This is a genomic window from Nisaea nitritireducens (genome assembly GCF_014904795.1).
GTDB classification, from domain to species: domain Bacteria; phylum Pseudomonadota; class Alphaproteobacteria; order Thalassobaculales; family Thalassobaculaceae; genus Nisaea; species Nisaea nitritireducens.
Map to the genome: position 1 here is coordinate 21,020 of NZ_JACZFS010000065.1, position 23,138 is coordinate 44,157.

The 23,138-nt window shown below is 60.0% G+C and carries 18 protein-coding genes; 12 read left to right on the plus strand and 6 right to left on the minus strand.

Annotated elements, in window-relative coordinates:
* Positions 1-41 precede the first annotated feature (41 nt).
* A complete protein-coding gene (locus IG629_RS20230; RefSeq protein ID WP_193173724.1) occupies positions 42-1,553 on the minus strand; it encodes a helix-turn-helix domain-containing protein in 1,512 nt (503 codons plus the stop codon).
* Between the two features lie 218 nt (positions 1,554-1,771).
* On the opposite strand from IG629_RS20230, the gene IG629_RS20235 reads away from it, so the two are divergent.
* The 7 genes from IG629_RS20235 to IG629_RS20265 all read left to right on the plus strand — a co-directional run bounded on the left by IG629_RS20235 (position 1,772) and on the right by IG629_RS20265 (position 8,222).
* Positions 1,772-3,121, plus strand: a complete 1,350-nt coding sequence (locus IG629_RS20235; protein ID WP_193173725.1) for a substrate-binding protein — start codon at positions 1,772-1,774, stop codon at positions 3,119-3,121.
* A gap of 92 nt (positions 3,122-3,213) precedes the next feature.
* The gene (locus IG629_RS20240) at positions 3,214-4,245 is read left to right on the plus strand and encodes a branched-chain amino acid ABC transporter permease (RefSeq protein ID WP_193173726.1); all 1,032 of its coding nucleotides are present in this window, start codon (positions 3,214-3,216) and stop codon (positions 4,243-4,245) included.
* Positions 4,246-4,248: 3 nt separating this feature from the next.
* Positions 4,249-5,457: a branched-chain amino acid ABC transporter permease gene (locus tag IG629_RS20245; RefSeq protein WP_193173727.1), complete on the plus strand. Its 1,209-nt coding sequence runs from the start codon at positions 4,249-4,251 to the stop codon at positions 5,455-5,457.
* Positions 5,458-5,468: 11 nt separating this feature from the next.
* Positions 5,469-6,224, plus strand: a complete 756-nt coding sequence (locus IG629_RS20250; protein ID WP_193173728.1) for an ABC transporter ATP-binding protein — start codon at positions 5,469-5,471, stop codon at positions 6,222-6,224.
* On the plus strand, positions 6,221-7,009 hold the full coding sequence (locus IG629_RS20255) for an ABC transporter ATP-binding protein (RefSeq protein WP_193173729.1): 789 nt from the start codon (positions 6,221-6,223) through the stop codon (positions 7,007-7,009). Before IG629_RS20250 ends, IG629_RS20255 begins: the two co-directional genes overlap by 4 nt.
* A gap of 157 nt (positions 7,010-7,166) precedes the next feature.
* Positions 7,167-7,757 (plus strand): histidine phosphatase family protein, encoded by a 591-nt coding sequence (locus tag IG629_RS20260; RefSeq protein WP_226886970.1) that lies wholly within the window; start codon positions 7,167-7,169, stop codon positions 7,755-7,757.
* Positions 7,758-7,847: 90 nt separating this feature from the next.
* Positions 7,848-8,222, plus strand: coding sequence for a cupin domain-containing protein (locus IG629_RS20265; protein WP_193173730.1), 375 nt, complete (start codon positions 7,848-7,850; stop codon positions 8,220-8,222).
* Positions 8,223-8,376: 154 nt separating this feature from the next.
* On the opposite strand, the gene IG629_RS20270 is transcribed toward IG629_RS20265, so the two are convergent.
* The 4 genes from IG629_RS20270 to IG629_RS20285 all read right to left on the minus strand — a co-directional run bounded on the left by IG629_RS20270 (position 8,377) and on the right by IG629_RS20285 (position 15,461).
* A complete protein-coding gene (locus IG629_RS20270; RefSeq protein WP_193173731.1) occupies positions 8,377-10,614 on the minus strand; it encodes an ATP-binding protein in 2,238 nt (745 codons plus the stop codon).
* Between the two features lie 173 nt (positions 10,615-10,787).
* Positions 10,788-12,815, minus strand: a complete 2,028-nt coding sequence (locus IG629_RS20275) for a MacB family efflux pump subunit (protein ID WP_226886971.1) — start codon at positions 12,813-12,815, stop codon at positions 10,788-10,790.
* Positions 12,751-13,977 carry an efflux RND transporter periplasmic adaptor subunit gene (locus IG629_RS20280; protein ID WP_193173732.1) on the minus strand — a complete coding sequence of 409 codons (1,227 nt, stop codon included), beginning with the start codon at positions 13,975-13,977 and terminating at the stop codon, positions 12,751-12,753. Before IG629_RS20280 ends, IG629_RS20275 begins: the two co-directional genes overlap by 65 nt.
* 32 nt (positions 13,978-14,009) lie before the next feature.
* The gene (locus IG629_RS20285) at positions 14,010-15,461 is read right to left on the minus strand and encodes an efflux transporter outer membrane subunit (RefSeq protein WP_226886972.1); all 1,452 of its coding nucleotides are present in this window, start codon (positions 15,459-15,461) and stop codon (positions 14,010-14,012) included.
* A 523-nt stretch (positions 15,462-15,984) separates the two neighbouring features.
* Here IG629_RS20285 and IG629_RS20290 point away from each other — a divergent pair.
* The 3 genes from IG629_RS20290 (at position 15,985) to glxR (ending at position 19,014) form a co-directional block, all read left to right on the plus strand.
* A complete protein-coding gene (locus IG629_RS20290; RefSeq protein WP_193173734.1) occupies positions 15,985-16,839 on the plus strand; it encodes a D-amino-acid transaminase in 855 nt (284 codons plus the stop codon).
* Between the two features lie 219 nt (positions 16,840-17,058).
* Positions 17,059-18,069, plus strand: a complete 1,011-nt coding sequence (locus IG629_RS20295; RefSeq protein ID WP_226886973.1) for an LLM class flavin-dependent oxidoreductase — start codon at positions 17,059-17,061, stop codon at positions 18,067-18,069.
* Positions 18,070-18,132: 63 nt separating this feature from the next.
* Positions 18,133-19,014, plus strand: a complete 882-nt coding sequence (glxR, locus tag IG629_RS20300; protein WP_193173735.1) for a 2-hydroxy-3-oxopropionate reductase — start codon at positions 18,133-18,135, stop codon at positions 19,012-19,014.
* A 165-nt stretch (positions 19,015-19,179) separates the two neighbouring features.
* On the opposite strand, the gene IG629_RS20305 is transcribed toward glxR, so the two are convergent.
* A complete protein-coding gene (locus tag IG629_RS20305; protein ID WP_193173736.1) occupies positions 19,180-20,502 on the minus strand; it encodes a ferredoxin reductase family protein in 1,323 nt (440 codons plus the stop codon).
* Between the two features lie 249 nt (positions 20,503-20,751).
* Here IG629_RS20305 and IG629_RS20310 point away from each other — a divergent pair, with 249 nt between their 5' ends.
* Entirely contained in the window at positions 20,752-21,642 is an 891-nt protein-coding gene (locus IG629_RS20310; protein ID WP_193173737.1) for a hypothetical protein, read from the plus strand.
* 158 nt (positions 21,643-21,800) lie between these two features.
* A complete protein-coding gene (locus IG629_RS20315) occupies positions 21,801-23,111 on the plus strand; it encodes a DUF2254 domain-containing protein (protein WP_193173738.1) in 1,311 nt (436 codons plus the stop codon).
* Positions 23,112-23,138: the final 27 nt, after the last annotated feature.

Below are 23,138 nucleotides of genomic sequence, written 5' to 3' on the forward strand. Positions count from 1 at the left end.
AGCTCAGGCGGGCGATGGCGCAACAGCTCTACGTGTTTCCGTCAGGCGCCGGTGATCGGGTGCTCCTGCCTGTGGCGGCATTCTTCGCGCGTGCAGACCCGGCAGGCGGAGCCGACCGGCTCCGATACGGACTTCGCCGTCAGGTCCAGACCGTCACCATAGATCACGTCGCGGGCATAGAGCGCATCGCAGCCCAGCATGATCGAAACAAGGTGCCGCGGAGCATCGAAGCCCGTGGCCTGCTTGGCGACGGTCTTGGCGAAAAACAGGAAGCGGCTGCGGTCGGGAAATTCGGCCAGTTGCCGGAACACCCGGTCCGGTGTCTGAAAGGCCCGATAGATCGCCCAGAGGGGGCAAGCGCCACCATAGCGCGGCAACGGCAAATCGCGCAGCGGCAGGCGCTTGGTGATGAAGCCTGCCGGGTCGGAGCGCATGAAGGCGAAGGGCACACCCTCCGCGCCCGGCTTGCGGAGCGAGGCCAGCCGGTGGCAGACCTGCTCGACGCTGGCGCTGAACCGGTATTGCAGCATGTCGATATCGTACCGGCAGGCAATCGCGACCTCCCGGAACCGGTCGTACGGCATCAAGAGGGCGGCGGCGGCATAGGATTGCAGCGAGCGGCGGCCCCGGACCAGAGCCGCATCGCTGGTCAGCAGGGGGGATTGCAGCAGAATTTCCTCGATCACGTCCGCCAATGCACTGACCGCGAGTGCCCGCGCTGCCTGAAACCGGCGGGTTGCGGCCGGCAGGGCAGGCCCTGATGCGGTGGTCACGGATGGCGGTGTCTTGCCGAACTGCTGGAGCAATGTGTGGGCTGCGGATTCGAATTCCGGTGCCAGCACGTCACATCCGAGGCGTGTGCCGAGCTCTTCCACGGCCTCTTCGAGGGTGGCGAAATAATTCTGGTTCTCCAGAACAAAATCGTCGACCTCCTCCGCCGGTGTGACCGAGCCCTGGCGTGACGGCGCGCGGTCGAAATATCCGGCCATGGCTTGAGCGACATCGGACAGTTTGGCGCTTTCCTCCGCGAGGTTGCGGTGAAACCGCGCCTGCTGATCTTCGGGGACGTCATCGACGCTGGCGAGAATTTCAGAGGTCGACCGGATGGCGGCAATGTTGGAAAGCATGCCGTGCACGGCGTCGGAGAGGAACGGGTCCTGGCGCAGACGGTCGGACAGGGCGTGCAGGGTCGCGGTCTGGTCTAGGTTGGTCCTGTGCATATTCACGATCAGCCCGGCCCATGGCCGGTGCCGGGCAACAAGATCTGTCGCACTTTCAGGATCTGTCTCGCTGTCGGCATTGGCCGGATCGGTTGCGATTTCCTCCAGGTCCTGGATCAGGCGGCGCTCCGCTGCACCGTCCAGATAGTCGATGCCGACGGAAAGTACCTCGCCCAGCCGTCGCAACAGGGCTCCGCCGACCTGACGTTTGTTGTGCTCGATCAGGTTCAGGTATGACGCGGAAATGCCGACGGCCTGCGCAAGATCCGCCTGCGTCCGTCCAAGGCTCCGGCGCCGCTCCCGTATTCTCATTCCAATCGGCGCGCGGGCCATGTTTCAGTTCCTTGATTTTGCTCAACTTGGTGCAGTGCAGCGTAAATTATTTACAAACCAATAATATTTGATATCCATAAATTTACAAAAAAATCAGCAAATTTCAAATACTTATTCGTTTGTTGACTAAATGTGCGTACCCTTGTGACTGAGCGCATAAAGATGCTCATCGCGGATTGGGTCTCTGACGCATTCCAGAAAAATAACGGGAGGAACAAATGGCAAAATTCAATCCTGGATTCAGCCGCCGTGGCCTGCTGAAGGCCTCGGCTGTTGCTGGGGTCGGCCTTGCTGCGCCGACGATTTTCTCAAGTAAATCCTATGCCTACATGAATGAGCCGAAAGGCGGGACTGTAACTCTGGGCTTCAACGTGCCGCAGTCAGGCCCTTATGCTGACGAGGGCGCGGATGAGCTTCGCGCCTACGAACTCGCGGTCGAGCACCTCAACGGTGGCGGTGATGGCGGGATGATGAATACCTTCTCGTCGAAGGCACTGAAGGGCAATGGTATTCTCGGCAAAAAAGTCGAGTACGTGACCGGCGATACCCAGACCAAATCCGATGCTGCCCGCGCGTCGGCGAAGTCGATGATCGAGAAAGACGGCGCCATCATGATTACCGGTGGTTCGTCCTCCGGTGTCGCTGTGGCGGTGCAGGGCCTGTGTCAGGAAGCAGGCGTGATCTTCATGGCCGGCCTGACCCATTCCAACGACACTACGGGTAAGGACAAGAAGGCTAACGGCTTCCGTCACTTCTTCAACAGCTACATGTCTGGTGCAGCGCTTGCGCCGGTGCTCGGGAAAGCCTACGGCACCGATCGTAAAGCTTACCATCTGACGGCAGACTACAACTGGGGTTACACCACAGAAGAAGCTGTCCGGAGCTCGACCGAAGCGATGGGCTGGGAGACGGTTGGGGCGGTCAAGACACCGCTCGCCCAGACCGACTTCTCGTCCTATATCACGCCGGTTCTGCAGTCTGATGCCGACGTTCTGGTGCTGAACCACTATGGCGGCAACATGGTGAACTCGCTCACCAACGCCGTTCAGTTCGGCCTGCGCGATCGCGTTGCCAATGGCAAAAACTTCGAGATCGTTGTGCCGCTTTACTCGCGGCTGATGGCCAAGGGTGCTGGCGCAAACGTTAAGGGTATCTTCGGTTCTACGAACTGGCACTGGTCGCTGACAGACGAAGGCTCCAAAGCGTTCGTCAAATCCTTCGGCACCAAGTACGGGTTCCCGCCGAGCCAGGCCGCCCACACCTGCTACGTTCAGGCTCTGCTTTATGCCGATGCCGTCGAACGGGCTGGTAGCTTCAATCCCTGTGCCGTCGTCGAGGCTCTCGAAGGCTTCGAGTTCGATGGTATGGGCAACGGTCCGACCCTCTACCGTGCTGATGACCACCAGTGCTTCAAGGACGTTCTCGTCGTGAAGGGTAAAGAGAACCCGACTTCGGAGTTCGATTTGCTCGAGATCGTCGAGGTCACGCCGGTGGCGCAGGTGACCTACGCACCGGATCATCCGCAGGTCGCGGGCGGTAGCCTCGGAAAATGTAACCCGGGCTCGTAATCGGGCACTCGCAATGCACCGACCGTGCCTGAGGGCACGGTCGGTTGTTTGCGTTGCTTGGGAATGTGATCGGATCCACAGGAGGTGGCGTCTTGGACGCGATTATTCTTCAGATTCTTAACGGACTGGATAAGGGCAGCGCCTATGCGCTGATCGCTCTCGGTCTTACGCTAATCTTCGGGACATTGGGCGTCGTCAATTTCGCTCACGGGGCATTGTTCATGCTGGGGGCGTTCTGCGCCGTCACACTGAACAAGATTTTCACGATCTCTTACGAAACGATCGATCCGGTCCGTAAAGACTTTCTCGGAAATCCCCTCAAGGTCGAAACGCCTTACATTTTCGACTGGTTCGGACCGGACGTTGGCACCGCCATGATCGAGTGGTCGGTGCCGCTGGCGATCCTGTTCTCCATACCGATCATGATACTCATTGGCCTGTCCATGGAACGGGGCCTGATCAAGTACTTCTACAAGCGGCCTCACGCCGACCAGATTCTGGTCACCTTCGGACTGGCAATCGTGCTGCAGGAGATCATCAAGTACTTCTATGGCGCGAACCCGATCCCGACTCCGGCGCCGCCGGCTCTGACCGGCAGCGCGGACTTCGGTGTCCTGCTCGGATTCGATGCGGGGTCGATCATCTACCCGTACTGGCGCCTGGTTTATTTCGTTTTTGCGGCTGCCATTATCGGCGGTGTGTTCGCCTTCCTTCGATATACCACCTTCGGCATGGTCGTTCGCGCTGGCATGGCCGATCGCGAGACCGTTGGCCTGCTGGGAATCAACATCGACAAACGGTTTACGATCATGTTCGCGCTCGCGGCCTGCGTGGCCGGACTTGCCGGCGTGATGTACACCCCGATCAATTCGCCGAACTATCATATGGGGATGGACTTCCTGGTCCTGTCCTTTGTCGTCGTCGTGGTCGGCGGCATGGGGTCTCTCGAAGGGGCTGTTGCCGCAGGCTTCCTGCTCGGCGTGCTGGAGTCTTTCGCCTCGATGGGCGAGATCGTCTCGCTGCTTCCGGGTATCAACCAGATCATTATCTATCTGGTCGCCATCATTATTCTATTGACGCGTCCTCGCGGCCTTATGGGTCGCAAGGGCGTGATGGAGGAGTGACCGATGCTGGGACTCAACAGCAAAGACAAGACGCTGTTTCTGATCGTCCTCGCGCTGACGATGTTCGCACCGTTTCTGCTGAATCCATTCCCGGAAGGGTCTGAGCTGGCGCAGTTCAATGCGGGCTATCCGGATCTCATGCAGAGATTCGTGATCTTCGGGATATTCGCGATTGGCTTTAACATCCTTTTTGGGCTGACCGGATATCTCAGCTTTGGCCATGCAGCCTTTCTCGGTGTGGGCTCCTATGCCGGCGTGTGGATGCTGAAGCTGCTGACGATGAACGTTGTGCCGGCGATCATCGTTTCGGTGATCTTCGCGGGACTGTTCTCAGCCGTTGTCGGATACATCTCGCTGCGTCGTTCGGGGATTTACTTCTCGATCCTTACGCTGGCCTTCGCGCAAATGTCTTTCGCGCTGGCCTATTCCGTGCTGACTCCGATCACCAACGGTGAGACAGGTCTGCAACTGGCCCTCAACGATCCGCGTATTCTGGATTTCGATGCGGCCGACGGCTCGCTTCCGGCGACAAACTTTTTCGGGATCGAGATGCGGGACGGGTTTGAGCTTGCGCTCGGTCCGTGGCTCTTCACCTTCAATTTCGGTTATTATCTCTGTGCCGTTGTCATGCTGATCGCATTCTACATCTCCATCCGGATCTTCCGGTCGCCCTTTGGGCTGATGTTGCGGGCGTTGAAGACGAACCAGCAGCGGATGCGTTTCACTGGCAAGAACCCGAAACCCCACACGCTGGCGGCTTTCATTATATCCGGCATGTATGCCGGGCTTGCCGGTGGGTTGATGGTGGCAATGGATCCGCTTGCTGGAGCTGAACGCATGCAGTGGACCGCCAGCGGCGAGGTGGTTCTGATGACCATTCTTGGCGGTGCCGGAACCTTGATCGGTCCGGTGCTCGGGGCGGGCGTGATCAAATACTTCGAGAACATCTTCTCGAAGATCAACGACAACGTCCTCTACAACTGGTTTTCCTTCCTGCCGGACGGCATGCAGGACGCATTTGTCTTCATGATCCATCCGTTCATCGGCAAGGGCTGGCACCTCACTCTCGGAATCATGTTCATGCTGGTCGTGATCTTTCTTCCGGGCGGAGTGGTCGAAGGCGGACAGCGGCTCAAGCGGCTGTTCCGTCGACGGGGCGGCTCTGACAGTGCGGGCGGCGCTTCGTCGGCCAAAGTACATCCGGCGGAATAGGGAGCGGATTGATGGGTATTCTTGAAGTCAAAGGGGTCAACAAACGCTTCGGCGGTTTGAAGGCTCTTGACGAGGTCAATCTAAATGTCGAAGCCGGCGCTGTGCATGCGATCATAGGGCCGAACGGTGCGGGCAAGTCGACCTTTCTGAATTGCCTGGTCGGCCGGCTGGAGCCGGATACGGGGACCGTGGATTTCGATGGCAGCTCTTTGCTCAACCTTGAGCCGCATGAGATCAACCAGCTGGGCGTCAGCCGGGTGTTCCAGACACCGGAGATTTTCGGCGATCTCGACCTGCTCGAAAATGTGATGATTCCGACGCTGGCGCGACGGGACGGTCCGATCAAGCTGGATGCCTGGAGCCGGGTGGATCATCTCGTGGAGGTCCGGGAACGGGCCGAGGAACAGCTGCAGGATGTAGGGCTGTTCGAAAAGCGGGATATGACGGCCAGCAGTTTGTCGCGTGGTGACAAGCGGAGGTTGGAACTCGCCATGTGTCTCGTGCAGGACCCAAAGCTTCTGCTGCTGGACGAGCCGACTGCCGGCATGTCTCGGGCTGATACAAACAACACCATCGACCTGCTGAAGAAAATTGGCGAGCGCGGGATTACAAAGATCGTAATCGAGCATGACATGCATGTCGTGTTCTCGCTTGCCAACAAGATCTCCGTGATGGCCCAGGGAACCGTGATTGCGGAGGGCAAACCGGAGGATATCAAAGGCGATCCGCGGGTCCAGGAAGCCTATCTCGGGGGAGCCCATCTATGAGCACCGAAACCCTGACCACGCAGCCGGCGGGCAGCGCGCTTAAGAAACCGGAAAACCCGATCAAGAACCATGGCACGCCGCCAGCCTATTTCTCCTGTTGGGGGCTGCAGGCCTATTACGGCGAGAGCTACATCGTGCAGGATGTCAGCTTCAATATTCATGAGGGTGAAATTGTCGCCTTGCTTGGGCGGAATGGGGCTGGAAAGACATCCACATTGCGTTCCATCGCACGGGCTGGTGACCCGCAATTGCACCATGGGGAAATCTGGCTCGATCACCAACCGCTGCACGAAATGTCCAATTTTCAGGCCGCGCAGAACGGTGTCGGCCTGGTGCAGGAAGACCGGCGGATTATTCCCGGCCTGACAGTCGAGGAAAATCTTGAATTGGCCCAGATCAACAAGCCGCACGGCTGGTCGATCGAGCGGCTCTATGAGCATTTCCCGCGTCTGGCGGAACGCCGCAAGCAGGAGGGGATCACGATGTCCGGCGGCGAGCAGCAGATGCTGGCGGTCGCCCGTGCCCTTGCCCGGGACGTGAAACTGCTACTCCTGGATGAGCCCTATGAAGGGCTGGCTCCGGTCATCGTCCAGGAGATCGAAAAGATCCTTGAGGAAATCAAAACCCTCGGGATGACCTCCATTATTGTTGAACAAAATGCGATCGCGGCTCTGCACTTGGCAGACCGTGCCCTGATCCTCGATATGGGTCAGATCGTCTTCGACGGCACCGCGCAAGAAGTGCTGGATGATGAGGCACTCCGTCAGGAGTATCTCGCGATCTGATTTATCGGGTGCCGTAGCGGATCTCCTGTTCGCGGTACCTATGAGCCCCGCTTTATGCGGGGCTTTTTCTTTTTGTGCCCGCTGCTTCCGGGGGATGGCTTGCCTGATCCGAACGGCGCACTAATTCCGTGCGCGTCAGACCTCTCGGGAGATTGCCATGACTGTATTTGCGCGCCGGTCGTTGCTGTTTCTGCTTATCGTACCGTTGCTGGCCACGGCGTTGATTAAGCCATCGCTGGCAAGCGATACCCGCATGGGATGGGAACATCTTGCGGCACCGCGGACTTTCGCAATCATGCGTCATGCGATCGCGCCCGGAACAGGCGATCCGGACGAATTCCGGATTGGCGATTGCTCGACGCAGCGCAATCTCGACGAGAGAGGCCGCGCGCAGGCGCGACGCATCGGCGCTGCGGTGCGTCGCGCCGGTGTGGAAGTTGACCGGATACTTTCCAGTCAATGGTGCCGCTGCCTCGAGACAGCGGAACTGCTCGGCCTGGGGACGACAGAGGAATTGGCCAGCCTGAACTCTTTCTTCGCCGACAGGTCAACCGGGGCCGAGCAGACGGAAGGGCTGCGCGCATTTCTTGGGGCGCTGCCGGATGACGAGAGAGTTGTTCTCGTGACGCATCAGGTCAACATCACCGCTTTGACAGGTGTCTACCCGGCCTCCGGCGAGGTGATCCTGTTCAGGATCGAGGATGACGGTACGGCGACGGTTCTCGAGCGAATCAGGACTGAATCCTGAACCCTTCCGGATACCGGGATAGCTTCTTGTCCGGGCCGTCGATCTCCGCGATCCTCCTGCATCATGTCAATGAGCGGGGAGACGCGATCAATGTCCGGGCAGAATTTCTTTAATCTTCATGATCTTGACCAAGGCATTCAACGCACCCTCGCCGAAGGGCTGACGGCGCGGATCTTTCCGGGCGAGAACCTGATGTTCTCCATCGTGCGCATTGAGCCGCATGCCGAAGGCTCGATGCACAGCCACCCGGAAGAGCAATGGGGCATCATGCTCGAAGGCAGCGGCGTGCGAACGCAGGATGGCGTGGAGCATGCGGTAAAGGCCGGTGATTTCTGGTGTACGCCCGGCGATGTCGTGCACGGGCTGAAAGCCGGTCCGGACGGCTGCTTTGTGATCGACGTCTTCAGCCCGCCGCGCGGCGACTATAAGAAAGCCGGCAGCGGGTACGGTGCCGATAACGGATAGCGGCCGCTCCGCTTGCCGTATCTACTGTCGGCTTTGTTCATCAACGCTGCCTGTTGAATTTTAAAGCGCCAGAAGCCTTTCAGGCTGCATGGAGAGCTTCAGTGTTTTCAAGGGGCCGGATCGATGCGATGGATCTGCTCCGGTTACTCTGCCGTCAGGAGGGGGGAGTGATTGCCGTTTGTCTCTCCGGGTGACTGTGCAGGGTAAATCTGCCCAGCGCAGTTCGGAGGTCTGCAATCTCGAGCGGCTTTGTCAGCACAAACTGCATGCCCGCACTCAGATATTCGTCTTTCTGGTCCTGAAACGCGTTCGCGGTCAGCCCGATGATGGGTAATTTCTCCGGGTTGCGGGCGAACTGCCTGATAGAGACGGTTGCCTGCACGCCATCCATGTTGGGCATCTGCACATCCATCAGAATGACGTCGTAGGCTTCGGGGGCGTTACGGACGAGATTCAGCGCAATTTCCCCGTCTTGTGCAATCGTCACGGCATGACCATCCCGCTCCAGCATGGCCTGGGTGATCATCTGGTTGATGTCATTGTCCTCAGCAACCAGGACTCGCAGGTGCGGAATGTCGGCATCTTTGACGATTTCATCGATAACCTGTTGATTTCTGGCTATCTCAGTGTCGACGGATAAGCGGAACGTCGTACCGGCGCCAACCTCGCTTTCGACTGTTAATCTGGCACCGATAGCGTCGGCAATACGTTTGGAAATGTTCAGGCCAAGTCCTGTGCCGCCACCATGGCGGATTCCGACGTCGGTCTGTGTGAATTCCTCGAAGATATCATCGATATCGTCTATCGCGATCCCCGGGCCGGTGTCGGACACTTCGAACGAAATCCGGCAGGTTTTTCCATCGCCGAGCATCTGGCTGCGGGCAACAAGATCAACGCTCCCGGTCTCCGTAAATTTGATGGCATTGCCGATCAGATTGAACAGGATCTGGCGAATATGATCGAAATCGCCATAGAGGAAAGTCTCGCTCTCGTCGATCACGCTGCCGCGGAAGCCCAAGCCTTTCATCTCCGCCCGGATCCGGAACATGGATTCCATCGCGTTCATCATGGCCGGAAGGGAGAAGCGCTCCTTGGAGATGGTAATCCGGCCTGCTTCAATTCGGGCGAAATCCAGCACCTGATTGATCAGGGTGAGCAAAAACAACCCGGATTCCTTAGCGATAGAAAGCTTCTGGGCTATGTCCGGCGCTACTGCCTTCTTGTCGATGAGCTGGAGCATCCCGAGGATGCCATTCAGTGGTGTTCGGATCTCGTGTGACATGGACGTGAGAAACCGGGATTTGGCTTCGCTGGCGGTTTCCGCGTTCTGGCGGGCGATGTGCAGCTCTTTGTGAAGGTCGGCGATTTCGGTGATGTCGAGCAGGGCCAGCAGGAAGAATGTTTGGTTGGTACCCGCAACCACGCGTATCCGCAGATGAATTTGGATGTCCTGGCCGTCACTGCGCCGGGCAACCATTTGCATGCCGCCGTCTTCTGCCTGCAAATTCTGTGCACCGAAAGTCAGCTTTCCTTCCAGGGAACGACGGTCTTCTTCAAATTCCTCCGGGATCAGGGATTCTATGGCGCGGCCGGACAGCTCATCGATCGAGTAACCGAGTAGCCGCTCTGTCTGCCGGTTGATCCGGAAAATATGTCCTGTGCTGTCGACGCTCACCAGTGCGTTCGGAGACTCGTTATATAACTGCTCGATATAGGCGAGGGATGCGTTCAGGCGTGCGTTGATCCGCGACGCCCTGATCAGCAATACGATCATGCCGGAGGCGCCCGCCAAAATGAGGACCACGACGAACGATCCCTGCTTCAGGGTGCTCATCGCGTCGTTGAAAGAGGCCTGGGCAATCTTTTCCTGCTGGAAACTTCGGATCTCGTTCAGACCCTGGAGCTTTTCGAGGGCGACCAGCGCGGCGTTGTCGTCGACACGGACAAGTTTGTCCAGCTCGTTCACGCTGAGCTCTTGGTAGAGGCGGATCGTCTCTTTCTCTTTTGCAAGGTAATCGTCAATCGTTGCCTGTACGTCATTCAGAAGGCTTTGCTCTTCGGCGGAGGGGAGAACGAATTTCAGAGCAGCGATCTCGGTAAGGGCTGCAAACGCGCTCTTCTTCATGCGCTCCAGGTAAACCGGATCGCGCCGCAATACGAAGTTCTTGAAATTGTGTATGAAACCGCCGTAGCCGAGATGGCGTTGCAGCGCATTGAGGCTTCCGGAAACATTCCGGGTCTGATCGTTGTACTGGCGCCAGGAGGTTTCTGCGGCGTTAAATCGGCTCGCGGCCTGAATGCCGAGGAACAGCATTGCGGCGATGCTGGCGGTCGCGAGAATGACGACCACGGCAATTCCAGAATGTCTGTTCACGAGACTTCTGCTCGCCATCAATATGCTCCCTGGTGGCCGCTTCCTGTTCTACGGGAGCGGTGCGGGGGAGGCGTTCATGTGGCGCCCCTCTTTGCAGGTATTTCGCATAATAGGATAAACTTTTAGTTAAAATCGTATGGCTTTGCCTCTTCATCCATGCTGGGTTGCGTCAGTGCATCGGGCAGCATCTTTCAGCTGCGGGAGAGCACTTCCGACGGGTCGAGCCTGGAGGCATTGCGTGCCGGCAGGTAGCCAAAGACGACCCCGATCAGCGTCGCGCAGATCACTGCCGAGACGATGGCGGTGTTCGAATAGACCAGGCTGAAGCTCGACCCGAGCATGCTGAAGAGCACCCCGAAACCGAGCGCGGCCAGGATGCCGAGCACGCCGCTGATCAGGCAGACCAGCACGGCCTCGATCAGGAACTGCTGCAGGATGTCACCCTGGCGGGCGCCGACCGCCATACGCACGCCGATCTCGGTGATCCGTTCGGATACCGAGACCAGCATGATGTTCATCACCCCGATGCCGCCGACGGCGAGCGAAATCAGTGCGATCGCGGAGATCAGCAGGGCCATGGTCTGCGTGGTGCTGGTGATGCTCTGGCGGATTTCGTCTGTATTGAGGATAAAGAAATCCTTCGCGCCGTGCCGTTGCGTCAGCATGTCCGTGACGGTCTGCTCGGCGACGTCCATATCGGTGCTCTCGTCCACGCGCAGGATGATACTGCGGAGGGACGTGCTGCCGAGGAAGCGGGTCTGCACGGTGGTGTAGGGCAGATAGACGGAGAGGTTCTGCCGGCCGCCGAAGCTGCTCTGGCTGGAAGAAACGATGCCGATCACAAGGCAGGGAACGGTATCGATGAAGATCACGCTGCCAATGGCGGTGTCCGTTGCGCCTGGAAAGAGCGTGTTCCGCGTGTTCTCGTCGATCACGACTTCCTGAGTCCGGAAGCGAATACTGTCTGTGTCCAGCAGCCGGCCTTCCACCAGCTCGGTTGCTTTCGCGGCGAAATACTGGTCGCCCACGCCGCTGATCTGGGCGTTGGCCTCGACCGGCCCGAAGCGGACCGTTCCGGAGGAGGAGACGGTCGGTGTGACCGCCGCGGCAAAATACTGTTTTTCCAGTTCCGCCGCGTCGCTCACCACCAGAGTCCTGATCCTGCCGGAGCGCAGATCGCCGAAATTCTTACCGGGGAAGATCTCCAGCGTGTTGGTGCCGAGTCGGCGGATATTCTCGAGCACCTGCCGCTGCGAGCCTTCGCCGAGGGCCAGAACGCAGACAACCGACGCAATGCCGATGACGATGCCGAGCATGGTCAGGGAAGTCCGCAGCTTATGCGCCCGCATGGCGAGCAGGGCCATCTGGAAGGCTTCGGAAAACCGGTCAACCGCCGCTTTCCAGGCGGATGCGGACTGGCCGCTGGTCGCTGGTCGCTCGGCTGACTGGATCTGTTTTGCCGGGCGGGTCTGCCGGTCCGCGATGATCTCGCCGTCGCTGATCTCGATGATGCGCTCGGCCTGGGCGGCGACTTCCGGGTCGTGCGTGACGATGATGACGGTGCGTCCGTCCTCGTGCAGCTCATGCAGGATGCGCAGCACTTCCTCGCTGCTTTTCTTGTCCAGCGCGCCTGTCGGCTCATCCGCCAGGATCACGTCCGCGTCGTTCATCAGGGCACGGGCAATCGAGACCCGCTGTTGCTGGCCACCCGAGAGTTGGCCCGGCCGGTGTTCCGCGCGATCCGCCATGCCGAGGCGATCCAGTAACTGGTGCGCTTTCTCCAGCCGGTCGGCGCTGCGCTGTCCGGCATAGATGGCAGGGATTTCGACATTCCCCGCCGCCGTCAGTTCGGCGAGCAGATTGTAGCGCTGGAAGATGAAGCCGAAATGCTCGCGCCGCAGTGCCGCCAGGTCGTCCGGGCCGAGTGCATCGGTGGGTTTGCCGGAGACCCGGTAGGTGCCGGATGTCGGTTTGTCGAGGCAGCCGAGCACGTTCATCAGTGTCGACTTGCCGGAGCCGGACGCGCCGATGATCGCGACCATCTCGCCGGCTTCGATAGTGAGGTCGATGCCTTTCAGCGCTTCGACATAGCCGTCGCCGGAGGGAAAGGCGCGGCGCAGGTTTTCGATCAGGATAAGGGGATCGGCCATGGCGTCAGAACCGCATCCGGAAACCGCGTCCGCCGGAGCCGGACGAAGCGCCGCCGGACTGTCCGACAATGACCTTTTCCCCCTCGGCGAGGCCAGATGTCACCTCGACCGTTACCTTGTCGTTGAGGCCGGTTTTGATCGTGCGATTGTCGACCTTGCCATCTGCGCCGAGAATGCGGACCCGATAGCTCCCATCCCCGGTCTTGCTGCCGAGCGCGGCCGCCGGGATGGTCAGTACGTCACGGGCCTGCTTGAGGACAATATGCACTTCCGCAGTCATGTAGGTGCGCAGCCGGCGATCCTCGTTCGGGATGTCGAAGGTTCCGATGTAGTAGATTGCGGAGGAGCTTGACGATGAGGTGGATGAGCTGCTGCTGGACGAGGTGGTGATGGCGCTGTCGGAAGTGATCGATTCCGGTGCGGGCTCTATGGCCTTCAAAACAGCGTCGTAGCGCCGCTCAGGATCGCCGAGAATGGTGAAATAGACCGGCTGGCCGCGCTCCACCCGGACGACATCTGCTTCCGAGATCTCGGCGCGCACGGTCATGGTGTCGAGCTCGCCGAGAACGATGATTGTCGGCGCGGATTGCGCGGCGTTGACGGTCTGGCCTTCCTGGCTGACCACGGCCAGCACGGTGCCGTCCGTCGGCGCGATGATCTTTGTGTAGCCGAGATTGGCGTCGGCGGTCTCGACCGCGACCTCGGCTTCCACGATTTCGGCCCGCAGCGCCTCGATCTGCGCCTCGGTGGTGCGCACGTCTGCTTCCGCCGCCTCGAAGTCTGCCTGGGAGACGGCCCGTTGGGCGACCATGGATTTTTGCCGGTTAAGGGTCAGGTTGTTCCGCGTCAGGGTCGCCTGTTTCTCGGCCAGCTGCGCCTTCACGTTGGCGAGTGCGGCCTCGGCGGTGCGCAGTGCATTGGTCTGGGTCACGGAATCGATTTCCGCGATCAGGTCGCCTTCGAGAACCTCGTCGCCCAGAGTGACGTGCAAGGCCGTGATCTGGCCTGAAACCTGGGCGCCGACCGCCACGAGGGTGACCGGTTTCAGGATGCCGTTGGCGAGCACCGTTTCCTCGATGCTGCCGATCTTCGCCTGCCGCGTCACATAGGAGATTTCCCTGGAGGAGAAGAACCTGTCCCATGCGTAATAGCCGCCACCGGCTGCGGTGATCAGGACGAGCAGGGCAATGAGCAGGCGCCGGCGCCTGCGGGAGGTATGTGTGTTTGTCATGATCGGGATACGGTCTGCATTTCGCTTGGGCTTCAGTCGAGGGGAACGGTCGTGGATGCGGGGGTGATGTCCCCGTTCACACCGTTCCATCCGCCGCCGAGCACTTTGTTGAGAGTGACGTAGCCGGTGGCGATGGTGACCTGACTCTGCAGCAGGGAATCTTCCGCGGAATAGAGCGAGCGTTCCGCGTCGAGCACGTCGAGGAAACTGCTGGAGCCGGCCTGGTAGAGGGTTCGTGCCAGTTGCGCCGCATCCCGGTAAGCGTTCGCGGCCTCGGTCAATGAGCGATAGCGGATGCGCTCCTGCGCCAGGGTGACGATGGCGTTCTCGACATCCTCCAGCGCGGTCAGCACCGCCGAGCGGAAGGCGGCCTCGAACTGGTCGCGCTGGGCGACGGCGATGTCGACGGCCGCCGCAAGCTGGCCGCCATTGAAGATCGGCACGCTGACGGAGGGGCCGATGAGCCAGCCGATGGAAGACCCTTTTGCCAGATCGCCGATGCTGGAGCCGGAAGTGGAGATGCTGCCGGTCAGGCTGATACTGGGATAGCGGGCCGCCTCCGCCTCGCCGATCAGGGCGGTGTACTGGGCAAGCTGGCGTTCGGCGGAGCGTACGTCCGGCCGGGTCAGCAGGATATCCGCAGGCACGCCGGCGGGGATCGGCTTCTCGGGCACCGGGATCGGGGCATTATTCTCGATCCAGCCGGTCAGCGCAGCCGGCGGCTGGCCGGTCAGGACGCTCAGCCGGTGGACTGCCTGCGCGTATGAAACCTCGAGCGTCGGGATATTGGCTTCGGTGCTGCTGGCTTGTCCGGCTGCATTGGCCATGTCCGCGCCGGAACTGGCGCCGGCCCGGAACATCGAGCGGGTCAAGGCCTCGGTTTCGCGCTGGGAGTCGGCTGTCCGCCGGGCGAGGGCAATGCGGGCGCGGAAACCGCGGGCGGAGACATAGTTCGACGCGATATCGCCGATCAGCGTCAGCATGGTGTCGCGCAGATCCTCTTCCGCGGCGTCCAGGCTGTAGGCCGCAGCCTCGACCCGGCGCTGCTTGCCGCCGAACAGGTCGAGCTCCCAGCTCGCATCGAACCCGGCCTGGAAGTTCGTGCCGACCGAGCCGTTGGTTCGGTTCCGGTTGGCCGATCCGGTGCCGTCAAGCGTTGGCGACAGTGCGCCGCCGGCTTGCCGGTAGGTCGCACGTGCCTCGCGGATCTTTGCTTTTGCCGCAGCCAGGTCGAGATTTTGTCCGCGTGCCACGTCAACCAGCCGGTTCAGGGTCGCATCGTCGAGTGCCAGCCACCAGCGGGAGAGCGCGGGTGCGGCAACGGGCACTGCCGGGGTAATGGTGCTGTCCTGGCCGTTCCAGCGTGCGGGCACCGGCAGTTGCGGCAGGGCATAGTCCGGGCCGACCGTGCAGGCCGCGAGCAGACCTGTCAGGGCAACAAGCGTGGCACGGGTCGCCGGGATGGCTTTTCCTGTATTACTCAAGAGGGGCACTCTATTGGTCGGCCGAACTTTGACATCTGCCGGCGAGTGGTCGTAACGGCGAGAACCGCCGGCGAAAAATCGGGACATAGAGCTCTAACGTCCGGGTTCTGAGTTTCCGTCGCGAGAGGGCACGGAAAAATTTTGCGTTCGGGTAAAAGCCGCCATCGACATCAAAAACGGGCATCGCCGGCTGGCAGTTGGGCTGGCAGCGGATGCCGTCGGAGACGAGCAGTTCAAGCTTAGGGGGCATACCGCTGGACGGCCATTATTTTTTGCCGTGAAAAGACTGGCCGGGGACGCAAAAGGGACTTCGTTTTGCAGTGCAAACAGGGCTGGTTTCGGAGCCCGGCTGCGGTGTATGGTCGGGATCTCGCTGGCTCTTCGGGGTCTCCGGGACGTCCCCGCGGGCAGGGGTGGCCTCGCCGAAAGGCACGATGGCCGCGCGCAAGCGCAGATCCTCCGCCCTGTTCATAATCCAGGGATCGGTTCTCGATCCGTCACCCGGTTTCTTGAGGTTTACAGAATGCGTACTGTCTTTGTTAACGGCAGCTATGTCCCGGAGAACGAGGCCCAGATCTCGATCTTCGATCGCGGTTCCCTGTTCGGCGATGCCGTCTATGAGGTGACATCGGTTCTCGACGGCAAGCTGGTCGAATATGAAGGGCATATGGCGCGCCTGCGCCGGTCACTGGATGAGCTGAAGCTGCCGTCCCCCGCCACCGACGAGGAACTGCTCGAGATCCATCGCGAGCTGGTGAAGCGGAACGACCTGACCGAGGGGCTGATCTATCTGCAGATCTCCCGCGGTGCGGCCGACCGCGACTTCCTGTTCCCGGGCCCGGACGTGAAGCCGACCCTGCTGATGTTCCCGCAGAAGAAGTCCCTGATCAACAGCGCGCTGGCCGAGCGCGGCCAGAAGATCATCCTGGTCGACGACCTGCGCTGGCGCCGTTGCGACATCAAGACCGTGCAGCTGCTCTATGCCTCCATCGTCAAGAACCAGGCACATGATGCCGGTGCGGACGATGCCTGGATGGTGCTGGATGGGGAGATCACCGAAGGCTCCTCCAACAACGCCTATATCGTCACCGAGGACGGCACCATCGTCACCCGTGACCTGTCGACCGACATCCTGCACGGCATTACCCGCAAGTCGGTTCTGCAATGCGCGGCCGAGCTGCAGCTGAAGGTCGAGGAACGTCCGTTCACCGTGGCGGAAGCCAAGGCGGCGACGGAAGCCTTTTCCACCTCGGCCACCAGCTTCGTGAACCCGGTGATCGAGATCGACGGCGCCACTATCGGTGAAGGCAAACCGGGCCCGATCGCTCAGCGCCTGCGCCAGGTCTATATCGAGGCGAGCAAGGCCGCCGGTATCTGATCGCTGCTTCTTGACTGAAGTAGCTGCAGGGGAGCGTGCAATGGCGCGCTCCCCTTTTCGTATGCAGAGGCTGCCCCCACACAACGGCCGGGAGGTGGTACGGCGGCAAGGCCATGCTCGGGGAAGAGTCTCGTGGCGGATCGGCAAGGCGGCGGCAAGCGAAACGCTCTATGCTTGCCATCCGCGTTTTCCGAAGCTCTCGCCAGAAGGAGCCCGCCCATGTTGCACCTTTCCGTTCTCGACCAGTCCGTCGCCGGTGTCGGCAAACCGCACGGCCAGACCATCCGCGATACCGTCGCCATGGCCGAGCATTGTGAGGCTCTGGGCTACAAGCGGTTCTGGGTGTCGGAGCACCATTCCCACCCGACCATCATCGGCACCGCGCCTGAAATCCTGTTGGCCGGGATCGCCATGAAGACGGAGCGCATCCGCATCGGTTCCGCCGGGGTGATGCTGCCGCATTACGCGCCGCTGAAGGTGGCCGAGCAGTTTCGCGTGCTGGAAGCCTTCGCGCCGGGAAGGATCGATCTCGGTCTTGGTCGCGCGCCCGGCAGTGACGGCCGGACCTCGCTTGCGCTTAATCCGGCAGCGGCCGAGCGCCCGGCCCAGTTTCCGAACGACGTGCAGGATCTGATGGCCTGGGTCAGCGGCCAGCCGCTGCCGGAAGGCCATCCGTTCGCCGCCGTCCAGGCGAACCCGCAGGGCGAGACCTCGCCCGAGATCTGGATGCTCGGCAGCTCGCTTTACGGCGCCCAGGTGGCGGCCCATTTCGGCCTGCCCTACAGCTTCGCCTGGTTCTTCACCGAAGGGCAGGGTGGTCCGGAAGCGATCCAGATCTACCGCGACCGCTACCAGCCGAGCGAACGCTTTCCGGAGCCGAACCCCGGCATCTGCGTCTGGGCGCTGGCGGCGGAAACCGAGGAGGAGGCGCAGCACCACTTCACCTCCCGTGCCCGCTGGCAGCTCTACCGCGATCGTGGCCGCTACACTCCGCTGGAAAGCGCCGAGACGGCGCGTAATGCCGCCTATTCGGAAAGCGAGACGGCACGGATGGACGAGCTGCGCGGCAAAGCGATGGTCGGCACCCCGGAGAAGGTGGCGGAGCAGATCAACGCGCTGGCGAAGCGGCTCGGGATCGAGGAAATTGCCGTCGTGACCTGGGCGCATGACGAGAACGTGCGGCGGCGGAGCTATGAATTGCTGGCTGCGGAATTCGGGATGACGGCATAAGGCGCGGCACGGCAAAGTGACGCAAACGCGCGAACAACAAATTCAAAGGATGGAGACGAACAGATGAGCAAGCTTGGTTTTATCGGCCTCGGCATCATGGGCGTGCCCATGGCGGGACACCTGATCGCGGCGGGCCATGAGGTTTTCCTGAACACCATCGGCCAGGTGCCGCGCAGCCTGGTCGACGCCGGCGGCAAAGCCTGCCCGAGCGCGGCTGCGGTCGCCAAGGCGGCCGACATAATCTTCATCATGGTGCCGGACACGCCGCAGGTGGAAGAGGTGCTGTTCGGGGATGATGGCGTCGCCGAGGCGCTCTCTGACGGTAAGACCGTGGTCGACATGAGCTCGATCTCGCCGCTCGCGACCAAGGATTTCGCGACAAAGATCAACGAGCTCGGCTGCGAGTATATCGACGCCCCGGTTTCCGGTGGTGAGGTCGGCGCCAAGGCGGCGTCCCTGACTATCATGTGCGGCGGCTCACCGAAGGCCTTCGCCCGGGTGAAGCCGCTCTTCGAGCTGATGGGCAAGAACATCACGCTGGTCGGCGGCAATGGTGACGGGCAGACCTGCAAGGTCGCCAACCAGATCATCGTCGCGCTGACCATCGAAGCTGTCGGTGAGGCTCTGCTGTTCGCCTCCAAGGCGGGGGCCGATCCGGCCAAGGTGCGCGAGGCCCTGATGGGCGGCTTCGCCTCCTCGAAGATCCTGGAGCTGCATGGCGACCGCATGGTGAAGCGCAATTTCGACCCGGGCTTCCGCATCGAGCTGCACCAGAAGGACCTGAACCTTGCCCTCTCCAACGCCCGCGAAATGGGCCTCAGCCTGCCGAACACGGCGACGGCGCAGGAACTGTTCAACGCCTGCACGGCGCATGGCGGCAAGGCATGGGATCATTCGGCGATGGTGAAGGCGCTGGAGCTGATGGCGGATCACGAGGTCGCGTAAGGCGCGCCTGGTCCATAATCCCCCGGCCCGTTGTTATCGGCAGCGGGCCGGACCCTACCGCAGGGCGAAGATCAGAACGGCAAGCAGAAGCAGGGCGCTGGTCCCCCAGACGCCGGCCTGGATCCTGTGTCGCAGCTTGCTCATGCCAGCCCCCTCGCGTGCTTCCTAATCATAATAAAACTGCTCGGCGATAATCTGCTTCGGCGGAACCCCGTGCGCCAGCAGGGCGTCTTCGACGCTCTCCAGCATGGCGGGCGGCCCGCACAGGATATAGAGCCAGTCGCACGCGTCTTCCGCTGTAAAGACCTGCCCGATGGTCTCCCGGTCGATCAGCCCGACCCGTCCGGCCCAGCCCGGCCCGGGCTCCGACAGGACGTGGATGACCTCTGTGTTCGGGCGCCCGGAAAGCGCTTCCAGTTCGTCCGCGTAGACGATCTGCTCGGCGGTGCGGTTGCCGTAGAGCAGGGTCATCGGGCGCGGGTCGTCTTCGGCGCGGAGCTGCCGGGCGATGGAGAGCAGCGGCGCGATGCCCACCCCGCCGGCAATCAGCGCGATCCCCGTTCCCGTGCGCCCCTTGAGCGTGAGATTGCCATGCGCATTGCCGAGCCAGGCGACGGTGCCCGGCGCAACGTCTCCGATATGCCGGGTGGAATCCCCGGCTTCCTTGATGACGAAGCGGACATCGGGGCGGTCGGCCGGGGCCGAGCTGATCGAGAACGGGTTTTCCTGCAATGAGAACGGGCTGTGCCCCAACTTGAGCCAGGCGAACTGCCCCGCCTCGAAGGCGAGCGCGTCCCCGCGCCGGGGCCGCAGGGCGAGCTCCCATGTCCTGAGCGCGATCTTCCTGACCGAGGTGACCTCGTAGGGCCGGCGCGCCTCCCCGAGCGGCGCAATCGCATAGGTCCAGACCAGCGAGGCAAGGGCGAGGGTGAGCAGGACAAGCCAGAACCCGGCGAGCAGCGGGTCGGCACTGTACCGCCCCGCCTCAAGCGCGTGATGAGTCACCGCCGCCGCGATCACCACCGCGCCGATGGCATGCATCGCCCGCCAGACCTCGTAACGATAGGGCAACTGGTCCCGAAAAATCGACATCAGCACGAAGCACGGCAATGCCACCCAAGCGATCAGCCCGGTGATCAGCGAGCCGGCATCGAGGCCGAGCGTAAACTGCCCCGTCGCGTCCCACGGCAGCGGCGTGCCGAAAAACTCCGCGCTGTAGAGATAGGGGTGAACAAGAACGAAAATCAGCGCCGTGCGCGCCACGAGCTGATGAAACCGCATGGTCACATCCATCCCGATCCGCCCCGAAATCGCCCGGAACCGCCCCGACAGCACGAACTCGACCAGCAAAATAGCGAACGCCGTCATGCCGAGCCCGGAGGCGATCTCATCCAGCAGGGGGCGCGGCGGGAGATTTTGCAGGGCGCTAAGGAGAAGCGGGGCAACCGTGATGAGGAGATAGCCGGTGAAGAGGATTATGGGGTGCATTGGTTTGCTCTCTTCGGGAGGGCTATTGCGGCGGGCTGGTCAGTGTGGGGGGAGGATAACGCATTAATCGATGCTGGTTCGTGTTTGTTTTTCAGTGCAGAGGGTAGTTCAGAGGTGTCTCCTTATCTCCCGTTAGTGATGATGAAAGCGCGAGGAATGCTCGCGGGGCATATGTTGGCGTGTGGGAATTGGTAAGTTAGGGCATGATATTGGTGGCGGAAATCGAAAGCGTAAATCGCCGGAGGGAATATGTCAGATGGTGATGGAGTAAAAAATTATGACCTTGTTGGTCATCCTATCAACATTGATACGGTCTCGCCTCTCCAGGATGTGGTCAAAAATCACATCGATACTATTTCGGAATCTCACGTTCGGGAGCTTTTGCAGGCTCTGAAAAAATTTGAAGCTTCTATTCTGATGAAATTTGACAAAAATTTGGCCGCTCAGAATTCGGAGGGAGTAGGTTTACTTAAAGTTTTTCAGGATGAAATGGCAACTTTGAGGCATGTTTTTTATTTATCATCTCAGAAGCTGTCAGATAGTATAATGCATGTTAGTGCAAGCTTAAATATTCCTAATGAATTAAAAATAATTACTCCTTGGTATGATACTTTTGCGACATTTTGGGTTGGTGTAAGTATTACACCTCTAGTGGTTGGTGTTGCGGCGTATATTGTTGGAAAGAAGCAAAATGAGCTGATTGCAAATCAGAATGCCATTTACGACAGGCAGAATGATTTGTATAAGCTTGATATTGCGCAAAGGACTTATCAATTGAAAGTAGATGTATATAATGAAGTGAAAGGTATATTTAATTGTGTGATCGTTGACCCAAGTTATCCTGACATTTCTATGAAAAATATGTTAAGAGTAGTTTCTGAATCTAAATTCTTATTTAGTAATGTGGTGGCCGATTTCGTCGCGGAGATGGAGAGGCGGTCTACCAAAATGAAAGCGTATGGAAAAAGCATAAAATCTTTAGAGAAAGTAATAAATTCTGGTGTTTATTCGGAGGCTCAACATAATAGATATTCTAAATATCTAGACGATAATCAAAGTAATTTGGAATGGTTTTCTGATAATATGTCTAAAATTGACGAGTTGTTCGTTCCAGAAATACGAATATCAGAGAGAGAGTAATTTTTTATAGTTTCTGAACTAGTGATTCTCAGGCTGTTTGATAGGATTGAGGCTCATGCCGGGCGGCCCTGGATTAACTCCTTCACTGTGACGGAAAGCGGTTTCGCCGTCAGTTCGGCAAGCTTGCGACCCAGCCCGCGACAAGAAAAGAGTTGGTCATGGCTGCCTCATTTTCGATCACCCGCGTCATCGCGTTCTGGGACCGCCTGAACTCCAGCTTCTGGTTCGTGCCCGCTCTCATGGCCATCGTGGCTGTGGCGCTTTCGTTTCTGCTCATCGAGGTCGATACCCTGCGCGACGTGGACCAGACGGACGACCCGAATGCGTTTTATACGTTCGGGCCCGAGGGCGCGCGGTCGATCCTGTCGGTGATCGCAACCTCGATGATCACGGTGGCAAGCCTGATCTTTTCAATCACGATGTTGTCGTTGCAGCTTGCCTCCTCGCAGTTCGGGCCGCGGGTTCTGGACAATTTCATGCGCGATCGCAGCAACCAGATCGTGTTGGGCACGTTCATCGCGACCTTTCTCTACTGCCTGTTCGTGCTGCGGTCGGTGCGGGGCATGGAGGGGGCCAGCTTCGTCCCCCATCTGGCGGTCGGGTTTGGTGTTGTTCTGGCTGCGGCCAGTGTCGCTGTTCTGATCTATTTCATTCATCACATCGCAACGTCGATCCGGATCGAAACCTTGCTGGCGAAACTCGCCCGGGAAGGGTGTGCCGCTGTTGATCGCCTGTTTGACGAACGGCCCGAGCAGGGTGCCGGGCACCAAATGCCTGACGGTTTCGAAGCATCCAGCAGGCAGATCGCGGCCGACTTTGGCGGATATGTCCAGAATATCGGCATTGACGCGTTGATGCGGATTGCCTCGGAGCATGATCTTGTTCTGCGGGTCGATGCGCCGCCCGGCAGGTTTGTCATCAAGGGTGCGTGCGTGATCACCGCATATCCGCAGGATCGGGTATCGGACAAGATCGCCGAAGAGCTCCGCGGTGCGGTCGTCATCGGCCGGGATCGGACGCCCTATCAGGATCTTGAATTCGCCATCCACCGTATCGTGGAACTGGCCCAGAGATCCCTGTCGCCCGGCTTGAATGATCCGACGACCGCTCTCTACTGCATTGACAGACTGGGAGAAGTCCTTGGTCGCGCAGCCGGACGGGGCATCCCATCGGCAATGCGATTGGACCGGGACGGCCAGGTGCGTCTCTCAATCGAAACTGTCGTTCTGGAGGATGTGGCCTGCCGGGCCTTCGCAGCGATTGCACGATACGGGATCACCGACGCGGATGTCGTCAGTCGGCTTTCGGAAACCCTTGTCAGGTTGGAAGAGGTTTTCCCGCTTGCCGCACGTCGCGGGATTACCGACTTCCGGGAGCAGGTGCTGAGCGCAAGCCGCGGCCAGCCAATTCCCGGGTTCGATGACAGAATTCTTTCCGATTTACAGGACACCGACAGCACGCAGCCCTGAAGCGAGGCGTTTGCTTTCCATGCTGCG